Here is a 13,772-nt window from a genome sequence, read left to right on the forward strand (position 1 = left end):
ACAAAAGGTGGAATTTGCCAGGCATCACACCGACAAATACCGACTGATCGTCGCTTCATCGACATTCGCCCGGGTCTCTTCGATGACGAAGCGCCCCTTCTCGATGACCAGGAAGCGATCAGCGATTTCCAGGGTGAACGACAGCACTTGCTCGGAGACCACGATGGTCAGGTTGCGCAAGGTGCGGATCTCTTTAAGGGTGCGGGCGATGTCCTTGATGATCGACGGCTGGATGCCTTCGGTGGGCTCGTCCAGCAACAACACCTTGGGGTTGGTCGCCAGCGCCCGGGCAATCGCCAGTTGCTGCTGTTGCCCGCCGGACAGATTGCCGCCGCGCCGACCGCGCATGTCGTAAAGCACCGGGAACAGCGCGTAGAGGTCTTCGGGGACGATGCCGCGAGCGGATGCAGGCAAGCCGGTCTGAATGTTTTCCAGCACGCTCATGGCCGGAAATATCATCCGGCCTTGTGGGACGTAAGCCATGCCGTGCTCAACCCGCGAGTGGGTTTCCATGCCGGAAACTTCCACACCCGCGACCTGAATCTGCCCGCCCCATTGTGGGAGGATGCCCATCAGGCTCTTGAACAGCGTGGTCTTGCCCATGCCGTTGCGGCCCATGACCGCGACGATTTCCTGTTTCTCGACGTTGAGATCCAGGTCGTGAAGAATCTGGCTCTGGCCATAACCGCACGCCAGCTGATTGATCTTGAACATGCCGCGCTCCTTATTAATGGCCCAGATACACTTCGATGACTTTCGGGTTTTTCTGCACCGATTCCATGCTGCCCTCGGCCAGCACCTTGCCCTGATGCAGCACCGTGACCTTGTGCGCGATGCTTTTGACGAATTCCATGTCGTGCTCGATGACCAGCACCGAGCGGCCCTGGCTGATGCGATTGAGCAGCTCGGCGGTCTGCGCACGCTCACTGACGCTCATCCCCGCCACCGGCTCGTCGAGCATCAACAACTCCGGGTCCTGCATCAGCAACATGCCGATCTCCAGCCATTGCTTCTGGCCGTGGGACAGCAAACCCGCCTGCTGCTGGAGCAATTCGCCGAGGAAGATATCCGCCGCGACCTCGTTGACCCGCGCCACCACCTCAGCCGTGCGTTTGAAGAACAGCGCGCCGAACACCGAGCGGCCTGCCGGAAAGGACATTTCCAGGTTTTCGAACACGCTCAAATTGTCGTAGATCGACGGGGTCTGGAACTTGCGGCCGACCCCGGCGCGGACGATGTCGTACTCATGCATTTTGGTCAGCTCACGGCCGTCGAACTGGATACTGCCGCTGGTGGCGCGGGTCTTGCCGCAGATCAGGTCGAGCACCGTGGTCTTGCCCGCACCATTGGGGCCAATCACCACGCGCACTTCATTGCGGTCGATGTACAGATTCAGGTCGTCCACTGCCTTGAACCCGTCGAACGAAACCGTCAGCCCTTCGATGGCCAGCACCGGTTTGTGCATCTGAAAAGCCGTTGGGCTGCTCATGGCTGAGTCTCCAGGGAAGTCGCGGCGTTCTTGGAAGGCGTCGGGGCTGGCCCGGGTGGCGGCGTAATGACGACCGCTCTGGCAATCACCGGCTCGGGCTTGTGCAGCACTCGGTCGAACCACTTGCGACCGTGGCTTTCCCACAACCCGGCCAGGCCGTTGGGGAAGTACATGACCACTGCGATGAACAACCCGCCCATCAGGTACAGCCAGAGTTCAGGGAAGGATTCGGAGAAATAGGTCTTGCCATAATTGACCAGCAGCGAGCCGTACACCGCGCCGAGCAGCGACATGCGCCCGCCCACGGCGGCGAAAATCACCATCTCGATGGAGGGCACGATGCCCACGAATGAAGGCGACATGAAGCCCACCTGCAAGGCAAACATCGCCCCGCCAATCGCCGAGAATGCGGCGGCAACGCAATAGACGAAAATCTTGAAACTGGCCACGTCGTAGCCGGAAAAACGCACGCGTTCTTCCTTGTCGCGCATGGCCATCAGCAAGCGGCCGAGCTTGGAAGCGAGGATGAATTTGCCGATCAGAATGCAGCCGAACAGCAAGGCCGCATTGACGAAGTACAACGCCAGCTTGGCGCTGTCGTCGCGGATGTCCCAGCCCAGCAGCGTCTTCAGATCGGTGATGCCGTTGACGCCACCGGTCAGGCCTTGCTGGCCGATGATCAGCACCGTCAGGATCAGCGCGATGGCTTGGGTAACGATGGAGAAATACACGTCACCGACCCGGCGTTTGAACATCGCCAGGCCGATCACCAGCGCCAGCAATACCGGCACGGCGATGACCGCAATCACCGTGAAGGTGAGGCTGTGAAACGGCACCCATAACCAGGGCAGTTCGGTGATCTGGTTCCAGTCCATGAAATCCGGAATGCCAGGTGTGGACTGGATTTTGGTGCTTTCCGGGTCCGAGGCTTCCAGCTTGAGGAACATCGCCATGCAGTAGCCGCCGAGGCCGAAAAACACGCCCTGCCCCAGGCTGAGAATCCCGCCGTAGCCCCAGCACAACACCAGGCCCACCGCGACAAACGCGTAGGTCAGGTATTTGCCGACCATGTTCAGGCGAAACGCGTCGAGGGTCAGCGGGAATACCACCAGAATCAGCACGGCCAGGATCAACAGGCCAATCACGCCCTGCCGACCACCGAGCATACCGGCCCCCTCCCGGCTAAAGCCGGTCCTACGGTTTAGAGCATTCATGGGGCTGCCTCTCTTTACGAACACTTATTTACGAAGCTTGCTGGCAAACAACCCTTGCGGGCGCATCAGCAGGATCAGGACGACCGCCGACAGGGTCAGCACCTTGGCCATGGAACCGCTCATGAAAAACTCGGAAATCGACTGGGTCTGAGCTATGGCAAATGCCGAGGCGATGGTGCCCAACAGGCTTTGCGCACCGCCGAAAACCACCACCAGAAAGGTGTCGACGATGTACAGCGAACCGGCCGTTGGCCCGGTGGAACCGATAGTGGTGAAGGCGGCACCGGCCACTCCGGCCACCCCGCAGCCCAGGGCGAAAGTCATGCGGTCGACCTTGCGGGTGTTGATCCCCACGGCGCGACTCATGATGCGGTTCTGTACCGTGGCCCGCACATGCAGGCCCCAGCGGGTGCGATACAGCATCAGGAAAATTGTCGCCGTCAGCAGAACGGTCAGGCCCATGACGAACAGGCCGTTACGCGGAATCTCGATGGCATCGCTCAGACTCACGGAACCCATCAGCCATTCCGGCGGCGTGGCACTGACCTCCCGGGCGCCAAAGATCGAACGAAAGCCCTGTTGCATCACCAGCGACAAACCCCAGGTGGCGAGCAACGTGTCCAGCGGGCGATGGTACAAGCGGCTGATCATCACCGATTCGACGACCCAACCCACCGCACCGGCCACCACGAATGACAGCGCGATGGCGAAGAAAAAGTAATAAGGCTGCATGGACGGCATGTACTGCAGCGTCAGGCTGGACATGACGTAAGTGGTGTAAGCGCCGATGGTCAGAAATTCGCCATGGGCCATGTTGATAACGCCCATCTGGCCAAAAATGATCGCCAGCCCCAGGGCCATCAGCAGCAGCACGCAGAACACGGAAAGCCCGTTGAACCCCTGCATCGCCGCGATGGCACCAAATTCCGATAGCCATTCCATGATGATGGTCTCCGAGGTGGAAAAGTGCGGTTGTGGCAGCGTCGTAGGACCGGCTTCAGCCGGGAGGGCTATTTGCCAAACAGCACATGATTTGCGGTGAGTGAACTGACGCCCTCCCGGCTGAAGCCGGTCCTACGGGTTCCGCGAGGCTGCGCTGTTACTGATAGCCCTTAGGAAACGGATTCGGCTCGATCAGCTCTGACTCGTAGATGACTTTGAACTGGCCGTCGGCCTGAACTTCGCCAATGCGCGTCTTGCTCCACAAGTGATGGTTTTCGTGGATTTTCACGTAGCCTTCAGGTGCGGTTTTCAGCTCGATGCCAGGGGATGCGGCGACCACTTTGTCGACGTCGAAGCTGCCGGCTTTTTCGACCGCGGCTTTCCACAACCATGGGCCCAGATACGCGGCCTGAGTCACGTCGCCCATCACCGAATCCTTGCCGTACTTGGCCTTGAAGCTGTCGACGAAGGCTTTGTTGTTGGGGTTATCCAGGCTCTGGAAGTACTTCATCGACGCGAAGAAGCCCTTCATGTTTTCGCCGCCGATGCCCAACAGTTCGTCTTCGGTGACCGACAGGGTCAGCAAGGTCTGCTTGGTGGAATCGACGCCTGCCGCCTTGAGCTGTTTGTAGAAGGCAACGTTGGAGCCGCCGACGACCGCAGCGAACACCACGTCAGGTTTCTTCAGCTTGACCTTGTTGATCAGCGAGCCGAACTGGGTGTTGCCCAGCGGGTAGTAATCTTCGCCGACCACGGTGCCGTGCAGCACGTTTTCAATGTGCTTGCGGGCGATCTTCATCGAGGTGCGCGGCCAGATGTAATCCGAGCCGATCAGGTAGAAGGTCTTGGCGCCTTTGGTCTTGGCGATCCAGTCCAGACTGGCGAGGATTTGCTGGGTGGCTTCCTGGCCGGTGTAGATCACGTTTTTCGACTGTTCCAGGCCTTCATAAAAGGTCGGGTAATACAGCAGGCCGTTTTCTTTCTCGAACACCGGCAATACCGCTTTGCGCGATGCCGATGTCCAGCAACCGAAGACCGCCGCGACCTTGTCGCCGACCAACAGCTTCTTGGCTTTCTCGGCAAAGGTTGGCCAGTCCGACGCGCCATCTTCCTGCACGACCTTGATCTGCCGACCGAGGATGCCGCCCGAAGCGTTGATCTGATCGATGGCCAGCCGTTCGGCCTGGATCGAACCGGTTTCGGAAATCGCCATGGTGCCGGTTGCCGAGTGCAGCTGGCCCACGGTTACTTCAGTCGCGGTAACGGCAAGTCCGGTGGTGTTGGCGTCATCGGCCAAGGCCACCTGGCCAAATACACCGGCCGCAATCAGCGAGAGCGCAGCTGCGCCCAACGCCAATCGACGCGGCAAAAAACGTTTGGCGCCTGTCAGTCGTGAATCCATGTTCCCGCTCCTGTGCTGGTGGTTCGCCGAGATCCGGTAAAGGCGTCGTGGCGAGGCTGGAGCAAGCATGAAGTCGCGGGACCAAAGCCGGTATACGCACCATGACGTACCGGGGTACGTCATTTAACGTAGGTTCGAATGGGCGCAAAGCGAGGATGATTGCGCCCGTGTGAGAGGTAGCAACCTCGTAGGACCGGCTTTAGCCGGGAGGGCAGTACTTCTGGCGACACCAATACGTCGGATGTACCTGCCTCCTCCCGGCTAAAGCCGGTCCTACGCTTGAAGCCGCCGAGCCACTCCCAGGCACGGAAGTTGCTGTCGCCAATTCCATAACCCTAAACATCCGTCACAGGAATCCGCCTTGCGACCCTCCGGCTCCCAACGCATCGTCAAGGTGCGCCGCGATTACAACAGTCTGGTCGCCGACGAGACCATGGAGGACTACGCCTTACGCTTCACGCCAAAATCCTTTCGCAAATGGTCGGAATTCCGCATTGCCAACACCGCTGTCGGCGCCGTGTCGTTTCTGGCACTGGAGGCCATCGGCGGCGCGCTGGTCATGAGTTACGGTTTCACCAACACCTTGTGGGCGATTCTCGCCACGGCGCTGGTGATTTTCCTGACCGGCCTGCCTATCAGCTATTACGCGGCCCGCTACGGCGTGGACATGGACTTGCTGACCCGTGGCGCGGGCTTTGGCTACATAGGCTCGACCATCACCTCGCTGATCTACGCCAGTTTCACCTTCCTGTTTTTTGCCCTGGAAGCAGCAATCATGGCCTTGGCCATCGAGCTGTATTTCCATATCCCGCTGGCTCTGGCCTATGTGATTTGCTCGATCATCGTCATCCCTCTGGTCGCCTATGGCATTACCCTGATCAGCCGTTTGCAGATGTGGTCGCAACCGCTGTGGCTGACTTTGCTGCTGGTGCCGTACATCTTCGTGATCTGGAAAAACCCCGAAGCGCTCTCTGACCTGACCAGTTTCGCCGGGCGTGAAGGCGAAGGCGGCACCTTCAATCTGCTGTTCTTTGGTGCAGCGTTCAGCGTGGCGCTGTCGCTGGTGACACAAATCGGCGAACAAGTGGATTACCTGCGCTTCCTGCCGGAGAAAACCCGCAAGAATCGCAAGCGCTGGTGGGCGGCGCTGCTGATGGCCGGGCCGGGCTGGATCATTCCCGGTGCGATCAAGATCATGGCGGGTGCGTTTCTGGCGTTTCTGGCCCTGCAACATGAAGTGCCCATCGAGCGCGCCGCCGAGCCGACGCAGATGTATCTGGTCGCCTTTCGCTATGTGTTCAGCTCGCCGGAATGGGCGCTGGCGGCCATGGTGCTGTTCGTGATCATTTCCCAGATCAAGATCAACCTGACCAATGCCTACGCCGGCTCCCTGGCCTGGTCGAACTTCTTCGCCAGGGTCACGCACAGTCACCCCGGCCGTGTCGTGTGGCTGGTGTTCAACGTGGCGATTGCCCTGATCCTCATGGAATTGGGGGTGTTCGACGCCATTGAACAAGTGCTCGGTCTGTACGCCAACGTGGCCATCGCCTGGATCGGCACGCTGGTGGCCGATCTGGTGATCAACAAACCCTTGGGCCTGTCGCCCAGACACATCGAATTCAAGCGTGCGCACCTGTACGACATCAACCCGGTGGGCGTGGGCGCGATGTCGATTGCCTCGCTGCTGTCGATCAGTGCCCATTTCGGGGCATTCGGCGCCCTGGCGCAGACCGCCCCGCCGCTGATTTCCCTGACCACCGCGTTGATCGTCGCCCCCTTGATCGCCTGGTGGACCAACGGCAAGTACTACATTGCCCGCAGCAGCGACCCGTTGCAGTTGTTCCCCCTCGGCCAGCAAACCAGTCTGCGCTGTGGCCTGTGCAGCAACGAATTCGAAACCCCCGACATGGCGTATTGCCCGGCCTACAGCTCGCCGATCTGCTCACTTTGCTGTTCCCTGGACGCACGCTGCGCTGACCAGTGCAAAAGCCGCGCGCGCCTGTCGATGCAATTCGAAGACGCCATCAGCCGACTGTTGCCGAAATTACCGCTGCACTACCTGCACACCCGGCTGGCGCAGTACCTGGGTTTGCTGACCGTGTTGTTGCTGACTATTTCCGGCGCGCTGGCGGTCATCTATGGCCAGGTTTCCCACAGCCTGATCGACCAGTCGCCCGCCGTGCATCACACGCTTTTCCTGGCGTTCCTCAAGGCGTTTTTCACGCTGTGCGTGTTCGCCGGAATCCTCGCCTGGTGGGTCGTACTGACCCGGGAAAGCCGCCGCGTCGCCCTGGAAGAATCGGATCGCCAGACCTCACTACTGATGCAGGAAATCGACGCTCACGACAAGACCGATCAGGCCCTGCAAAAAGCCAAGGAAGCCTCCGAGGCGGCCAACGCGGCGAAGAGCCGCTACGTCACCGGGCTGTCTCATGAATTGCGCACGCCGCTGAACAGCATTCTTGGTTTTACCCAGATTTTGCAGCGCGACACCGCGACTCCCGCGCATCAGCAAGACCCGCTGGCGACCATTCTGCGCAGCAGCTCCCATCTGCTGTCGCTGATCGACGGTCTGCTGGATGTCGCCAAGATCGAAGCCGGCAAGTTGCGTCTGGAACCCTCGGAAATCCTCTTTCAGGAATTCCTTCACGACCTGGAACACATGTTCGCCCCCACCGCACGGGAAAAAGGCCTGGGCTTTCGCCTTGAGGTGGTAGGCCGTATGCCCGCCGTGGTGCGCGGCGATGAAAAGCGCGTGCGGCAAATCCTGATCAATCTGCTGGGCAACGCGGTGAATTTCACTGACAGCGGCGAAGTCTGCCTGCGGGTCAGCTACCGCCGGGAAACGGCGATTTTCGACATCATGGACACCGGCATCGGCATCGCCCCGGAACAGATCGAACGGATTTTCCAGCCGTTCGAACGCGGCGGACTGGTCCGCCAGGACAACGGCGTCGGCCTGGGTTTGACTATCACCCGCATGCTGACTTCGTTGATGGGCGGCGCGCTGTCGGTGACCAGCCAGCCGGATGAAGGCACGCATTTTCAGGTGCGGCTGTTCCTCTCCGAAGTGCGCGTGCCCAAGGCGGTGATTCATGTCGATCACGACGTCATGGGCTACGAAGGTCCGCGCCGCCTGGTGCTGGTGGTGGACGACCACATTGAACATCGCAAGGTCATCAGCGGCATGCTCACGCCGCTGGGTTTTGAGGTCGCCCAGGCGGCCAACGGCCAGGAAGCGATTCGTCAGGTTTCACTGCTGCATCCGGACCTGATCCTCATGGACCTGTCGATGCCGGACATGGACGGCTGGGAAACCAGCCGCCTGATTCGTCGCAACGCGCTGTCGCTGGCGCCGATCATTATCATTTCCGCCAACGCCAACCCCTTTGCCGACGACAAGGAGCGCAGTCTCCCCGAAGTCTGCAACGACTACCTGGCCAAACCGGTGCATATCCAGCAATTGCTCGACCGCATGCAACATCACCTGCAGCTGCACTGGCTGCGCCGTCTGCGCCCCGCGCCACTGATCAAACTGCCCTGGACGCTGCCGCCGCGTCAGGATCTGGAAGATCTGTATGAACTCTGCGGCCTGGGTTATGTGCGCGGCATTCAAGCCAAACTCGACGCCATCGAACGTGACAGCCAGCACAGCGCCAGTTTTGTCGCCGACCTGCGGATGCTCGCCAAAGGCTTCCGACTGGATGAACTCAGCCTGCAACTCAAGGAGGCCCTCAATGAACGCCCTGACGCAACCCGCTGAAAACGGTGTGATCCTGATCGTCGACGACACCCCGGACAATCTGGCCTTGCTCTCCGATGCGCTGGATGAGGCCGGCTACATGGTTCTCGTCGCGCTGGACGGCACCAGCGCGCTGAACCGCATCCAGCGCCGCCGCCCGGACCTGATCCTGCTCGACGCCATGATGCCCGGCCTCGACGGCTTCGAAACCTGCCGACGCATCAAAGCCCAGCCCGACACCGCCAACATCCCGGTGCTGTTCATGACCGCCCTGACCGACAGCGAACACGTGGTCAAAGGCTTCGAAGCCGGCGCCATCGACTACGTGACCAAACCCATCATCTGCAACGAAGTCCTGGCCCGCGTCGCCTCCCACCTGCGCACCGCCCGCATCCTGCAATCGGCACGCAACGCCTCCCAATCCGCCAGCCTGGGCTTCAACGACAAACCCGCCTACGGCAAACTCTCCAGCCGCTTCCAACTCACCGAACGCGAAATCGAAGTCCTGCGCTGGGTCGCCTGCGGCAAAACCAACAAAGACATCGGCGACATCCTCCAACTCAGCCCGCGTACCGTGAACAAACACCTGGAACATATTTATATAAAGCTCGGGGTGGAAACGCGGACGGCGGCGACATCGGTGGCGTTGGCGGCTATGACGGATAGGGTTTGAGGTGAGGCTACCGGGCTTTGGGTAAAGCCCGAATTTCATAACTTTCCGCCTCCAGTTCCAGCTGGCCAGAATAGAAAGCGCCTTGATATAGGCTGCTGACCATGACTCTGGCGCAATCAAGCTCGGATGAATCCTTCACCCGACTAAACTCCAGAAGCGCCCCGCCCCGGAAAATGCAATCGGCGGAAACGGGTTCATTGTCACGGTTGTAAAAGTTGAATTTATGTATACCTTTTATTTTAAAAGTGAAGAGTTGGTACGGCTTATGGTTATCGTCCAGCGTTGTTAAGTTGAGCTCCAATGCATCGCTTTTGAAGACCCTTTCCAGACGCATCCGCTTAAGCAATAAAAATACGCGTAAGGTTGGGCTGAAAGCGCGAGACTGGAGCGGCTTCAGGAATTCCTTAAAAATATCTATAATTGGCATAAAGGCTATATAAAGGGACAAAAATCCAGATATAACGCCAAAAAGCAAAACAAACATTATGTCGTCAGGATCGCAGGAGAGGCGACCAGGCGAACTAAATTTTCCGCCGACACGCACACAACCCCCAGGGTCACGTGACGGCTCACCAGCAATCCAGAAAAACATTCCGCTGACAGTGATAAATAATAGAAATAACCCCACACAAGTGTAAATTTCCTCAAGGCGCTCCCACCGTTCAACTAAACGGAGATTTTTTAGGTTCATAAGCGTTAATCCATATGACGGATAGGATTTGAGGTGAGAATACAGCCGATAACTCACCGGGTGCGTTCATTTAAATCCGGGGGCTTCGGCAATGCCCGCAGTTCATAACTCTCCGCTTCTAGCTCAAGTTGGCCATAGTAGAAAGCGCCGTGATAGAGGCTGCGCACCATGACTCTGGCACAATAGAATTCAGTCGAATACTCGATAGGGCTAAACTCCAGAAGCGCACCGCGCCGGAAAATACAGTTTGCAGAAACGGGTTCATTGTCAACGTTGTAGAAATTGAATTTCTGCACTCCTTTTATGTTCAATGTAAAGAACTTTTGAGCTTGAAGATCATCATCCATGACTATTAAGTAAAGTTCTAGTACGTCACCATACAAAACCTTTTCCAGACGCACCCTGTTCAAATACAACAGAACACGCAAAGTCGGGTCGAACGGATCTTTGGGTGAAATTGAAAACATATCAAAAAAATCAATAACTACTTTCCATGCCATGAAACCTGAAAAGACGGCGAAGGCTAACCCAAGCAGAACTCCACTGGTAGTGCAAAGGCTAGACCCAAGCAAGCCTGCGTACCTGCAAATACCTGAATCGCGCTGTGGTTCGGAAATGAGCCAGAATAAAGCGACGGAGCTAGCGGCATGCAATAAAAATATACAGACTACGCTCCACACATGCTCCAGAGGTTTGCACTGCTGCGCAGTGTGATTATTTTTCAGTTTCATGCGTTTTAATCCACATACCGAACATGCCGCGCCATCAGGTTCGGGCGTTTGAAGGTGTCGATGTTGTCGATGTTTTCCAGCAGCTGGTTTAGCTGCTGCTTGTAGGTTGCGTCGTCCATATCGATCCAGAAGCGCGGGTTGCGGCCGGTTTTCAGGTCGTGGGCGGCGGTGGTCGGGTCGAGGTGGCGGAACTCTTCGTAGCGTGGCAAATCCGGCAATGGGCGGCTGGTGTCCATGTAATTTTGCAGAAAGTCCCACAAAGCGCAGGGCATTTGCCAGCGGTTATCCAGATTCACCAACGACGAGAAATTGATCACGATGTCCCGATAACGATGGGCGATGCACAACACATGGTTCATCGAACCCTGCCGATCCGGTCCCGACTCAAGATAAGCATCGAACTCGTAAAACGGCGCGGTTATTTCGCCGATAGTGCCGTTCTTTTTGTATTCGCCGTTATTGTTGTAATCGAACAAGGTCACCAGTCCGGTGCGGCGATTTAGTTCCCAGATTGGGCCACGGGAGGGTTTTACCCAGAGCTTGGGGAATTTATGGATGACTAATGAACCAATAAACCAACATATGAGAGGAACGCCTAAAATCCAAGAAAAAAAACTTTGAAAAATATCAATTGTGTCATAAAACCATGACCTATCGGATCTATTCATTCTTGCAACCCACGTAATCAACGCAGGGATTATGCCGACCAGAAAGAACCCCTTACCAAAACTTGTTAGATAAACCCAAAACTGTGATCTGGCTGACCAGAGCGAAAACCGAAACCGCTCATGGTCGTGTCTGTCATGGAAATCCACATGTTCGTAAGGCGCAGGAATGTAGGTGCCCTTTTCTAACTTGTATTCACGCTCGTTACGCATTTGCTCACGACGTCGTAAACTACTCGGCCCGCGTCGCCGCATAAATGCGTCAGGAGCAAGTTCGCGTGCTTGCCCCCACGGTAGTCTTTTTTTTCCAAAGCGCTTCAGCCATGAGCGCTCTACTGAATCTGCTTGATTAGGAGTGTTGTCTGAACGATAAGCCGTGGCTGCATAATAAGGCGGTTTCACGGAGGTCACTGCGCGTCCTCCGCTTTATTTTCGCTTTCATCAGCCCAGAACAAACTTCCACGACTTTCAAAATCCGGTTTTGCGTAGGCTGGCCCGAAGGGCGTCGGGTCCTTGGGTGGCGGAGCGGGGAATACCCAAGTAAGCGGGCCGTCTCTCAGCGAAAGTTGCGCACGGACGTACCACTGATGAGACACAGCCGGAAGGTTATTTAAGGGTTCCGACATATAGAACGGAGGCGTATTGACAAATATTTCCAGGGCATTTGGCAGAAGTCGATGAACAAAATCTTTAACAGGTGTCAGCGTGTTCTTTTCGTATGCATTGATACGCGATATATCGTGAAATGTTTCAGTACGCTTGAGGGCTAAAAACGCCCCGACATCTATCCCCTCCACTACATTAAGAAGACCGGCGAGACTGCTTTCAATACGAATTCGGGTATTGGCCTTGCGTACGTCGAATGGCACCGTGTCACGGAAGTCCAGAGGGTAATTGGGAACGAACTCCGGGTTGTGGTCGATGCTGATACGTATATTGGCGAAGAGGCTGAGCAGGTAATAAAAGGCCGTTTCGGGCTCTTGCAGGTGTGGTGCGACCTCATACGAGTCCTCTCCAAACGGCCCCTTATTGAGCCAGTCTTCAACGGATTTGCTGCTAAGCCAGTAGGCTAATCCGGCACCCACGCCGATCAAGAACAACGAGACCCAGCCCGCGGGGCCCAAGCCTAGAAACGCACTGCTACCACCAACAACAAAAGTGCTAAATGTACCGACCAAACCGCCCGTTGCCATTATCAAGTGACCTATATAAGCGTCGTCTTCCCATTTGTAAAAATACCAAGCATCGTAAAGGTTAAGACCTGCGAAGATCAGACCTCCCGCAACTTGACCGAGCATACGACCGCTATAGGACTTCACTAAATAACTGCTCAACGAGCCGAGAAGCTGTTTAGCGAAGCGATCAGGAATAGTTAGTAATGTCTTGCGACTGACCGCTAAGACAGAATTGCTACCCACTAATTTGACGGTTAGAGACTCCATTGCAATCAGCAAATCAACATAAGCTCCAATTACCCCCGACCGTGCTCGCCATCGATTCTTCTCCCGCTCAGTTCCGGCAGCCGCATCCAGCTCATTCCTAAGATTATAAAATTCCAACCCCACAATCAGCCCCGCCACAATCACCGAATCCAACACCCGGAAAGCCGTACTGTCGCGCATCGAATCCCGCAGTTTGATCGCGTTCTCCAGCCCACTCAGCTTGTCCGCCTTGTCTGCTGCGCGCTTGGCCATGTCTTGTTGCCAGGCGTCGTTAAACGTTTGGTTGAGTCGGCTAACGGTCACTGGCCGTGCGATGGCTGCGTGGGATGCCGAGGACGATTCGTTCGGGTGGCAGCTCCAGTTGCGGCCGGGCAAAGCCGTGATCCTCGGCGGGGGATTTCATGACGCCATTTTCATTGCGATACACGCCGTAAATCTGCGCGGCGCGGCCGACGTTTTCGGGCATGTCGTCTAGGCCGAAAATGTAATAGTTCTTTCTGCGGGCGTCGGCGTGGGACAGAAAATGCAGGTCGCCAAACGCTTGCGGCAACATGCCGCGCAATTGGGCAAGGCTGCGTCGATGGGCAATTTCGTTCAGGCGGAAACGTTTGGCGGCGGGGTCTTGCAGTGCAATGTGCTGCGCGCCATGGACCGCCCGTTCGGCGGCTTCAATGGCGCCCTGCAGGTTTTCATTGATCGCGACCAGCGCCGCCGCGCCGGCCTTCGCTTCAAGGGTCAGGGTCGTTTTGAGGTCGCCGCTTTTCAGCAAACTCGCCAGAAA

11 protein-coding genes and 1 pseudogene are annotated in these 13,772 nt (G+C 57.1%); 2 read left to right on the plus strand and 10 right to left on the minus strand.

The features are described from left to right. Window positions 1-24: 24 nt before the first annotated feature. The 5 genes from urtE to urtA form a co-directional block, all read right to left on the minus strand. Window positions 25-714 (minus strand): urea ABC transporter ATP-binding subunit UrtE, encoded by a 690-nt coding sequence (gene urtE, locus CFII64_RS27465; RefSeq protein WP_020294146.1) that lies wholly within the window; start codon window positions 712-714, stop codon window positions 25-27. Between the two features lie 13 nt (window positions 715-727). Next, window positions 728-1,489, minus strand: a complete 762-nt coding sequence (urtD, locus tag CFII64_RS27470) for an urea ABC transporter ATP-binding protein UrtD (protein ID WP_020294147.1) — start codon at window positions 1,487-1,489, stop codon at window positions 728-730. Continuing rightward, entirely contained in the window at window positions 1,486-2,655 is a 1,170-nt protein-coding gene (urtC, locus tag CFII64_RS27475; protein ID WP_020294148.1) for an urea ABC transporter permease subunit UrtC, read from the minus strand. The genes urtD and urtC overlap by 4 nt, the downstream gene beginning before the upstream one ends. 72 nt (window positions 2,656-2,727) lie before the next feature. Next, a complete protein-coding gene (urtB, locus tag CFII64_RS27480) occupies window positions 2,728-3,645 on the minus strand; it encodes an urea ABC transporter permease subunit UrtB (protein ID WP_020294149.1) in 918 nt (305 codons plus the stop codon). A gap of 157 nt (window positions 3,646-3,802) precedes the next feature. Continuing rightward, window positions 3,803-5,047, minus strand: coding sequence for an urea ABC transporter substrate-binding protein (gene urtA, locus CFII64_RS27485; protein WP_020294150.1), 1,245 nt, complete (start codon window positions 5,045-5,047; stop codon window positions 3,803-3,805). A 361-nt stretch (window positions 5,048-5,408) separates the two neighbouring features. Here urtA and CFII64_RS27490 point away from each other — a divergent pair, with 361 nt between their 5' ends. Both CFII64_RS27490 and CFII64_RS27495 read left to right on the plus strand, forming a co-directional pair. Beyond that, window positions 5,409-8,810, plus strand: coding sequence for an ATP-binding protein (locus tag CFII64_RS27490; protein WP_020294151.1), 3,402 nt, complete (start codon window positions 5,409-5,411; stop codon window positions 8,808-8,810). Continuing rightward, on the plus strand, window positions 8,785-9,462 hold the full coding sequence (locus CFII64_RS27495; protein WP_020294152.1) for a response regulator: 678 nt from the start codon (window positions 8,785-8,787) through the stop codon (window positions 9,460-9,462). Before CFII64_RS27490 ends, CFII64_RS27495 begins: the two co-directional genes overlap by 26 nt. Window positions 9,463-9,469: 7 nt before the next feature. Here the strand turns inward: CFII64_RS27495 and CFII64_RS27500 are convergent, their stop codons facing one another. From CFII64_RS27500 to CFII64_RS30110, 5 genes and pseudogenes are all read right to left on the minus strand, one after another. Beyond that, the gene (locus CFII64_RS27500) at window positions 9,470-10,153 is read right to left on the minus strand and encodes a hypothetical protein (RefSeq protein WP_020294153.1); all 684 of its coding nucleotides are present in this window, start codon (window positions 10,151-10,153) and stop codon (window positions 9,470-9,472) included. A 53-nt stretch (window positions 10,154-10,206) separates the two neighbouring features. Further along, the gene (locus CFII64_RS27505; RefSeq protein WP_020294154.1) at window positions 10,207-10,884 is read right to left on the minus strand and encodes a hypothetical protein; all 678 of its coding nucleotides are present in this window, start codon (window positions 10,882-10,884) and stop codon (window positions 10,207-10,209) included. Between the two features lie 5 nt (window positions 10,885-10,889). Continuing rightward, a complete protein-coding gene (locus CFII64_RS29925) occupies window positions 10,890-11,960 on the minus strand; it encodes a hypothetical protein (RefSeq protein WP_156883296.1) in 1,071 nt (356 codons plus the stop codon). Beyond that, window positions 11,957-13,243 carry a hypothetical protein gene (locus tag CFII64_RS27515; protein ID WP_020294156.1) on the minus strand — a complete coding sequence of 429 codons (1,287 nt, stop codon included), beginning with the start codon at window positions 13,241-13,243 and terminating at the stop codon, window positions 11,957-11,959. Before CFII64_RS27515 ends, CFII64_RS29925 begins: the two co-directional genes overlap by 4 nt. Before the next feature lie 40 nt (window positions 13,244-13,283). After that, window positions 13,284-13,772, minus strand: a pseudogene (locus CFII64_RS30110) (hypothetical protein); the annotation flags it as partial.

This window comes from Pseudomonas sp. CFII64 (genome assembly GCF_000416235.1).
In the GTDB taxonomy this organism is placed as follows: domain Bacteria; phylum Pseudomonadota; class Gammaproteobacteria; order Pseudomonadales; family Pseudomonadaceae; genus Aquipseudomonas.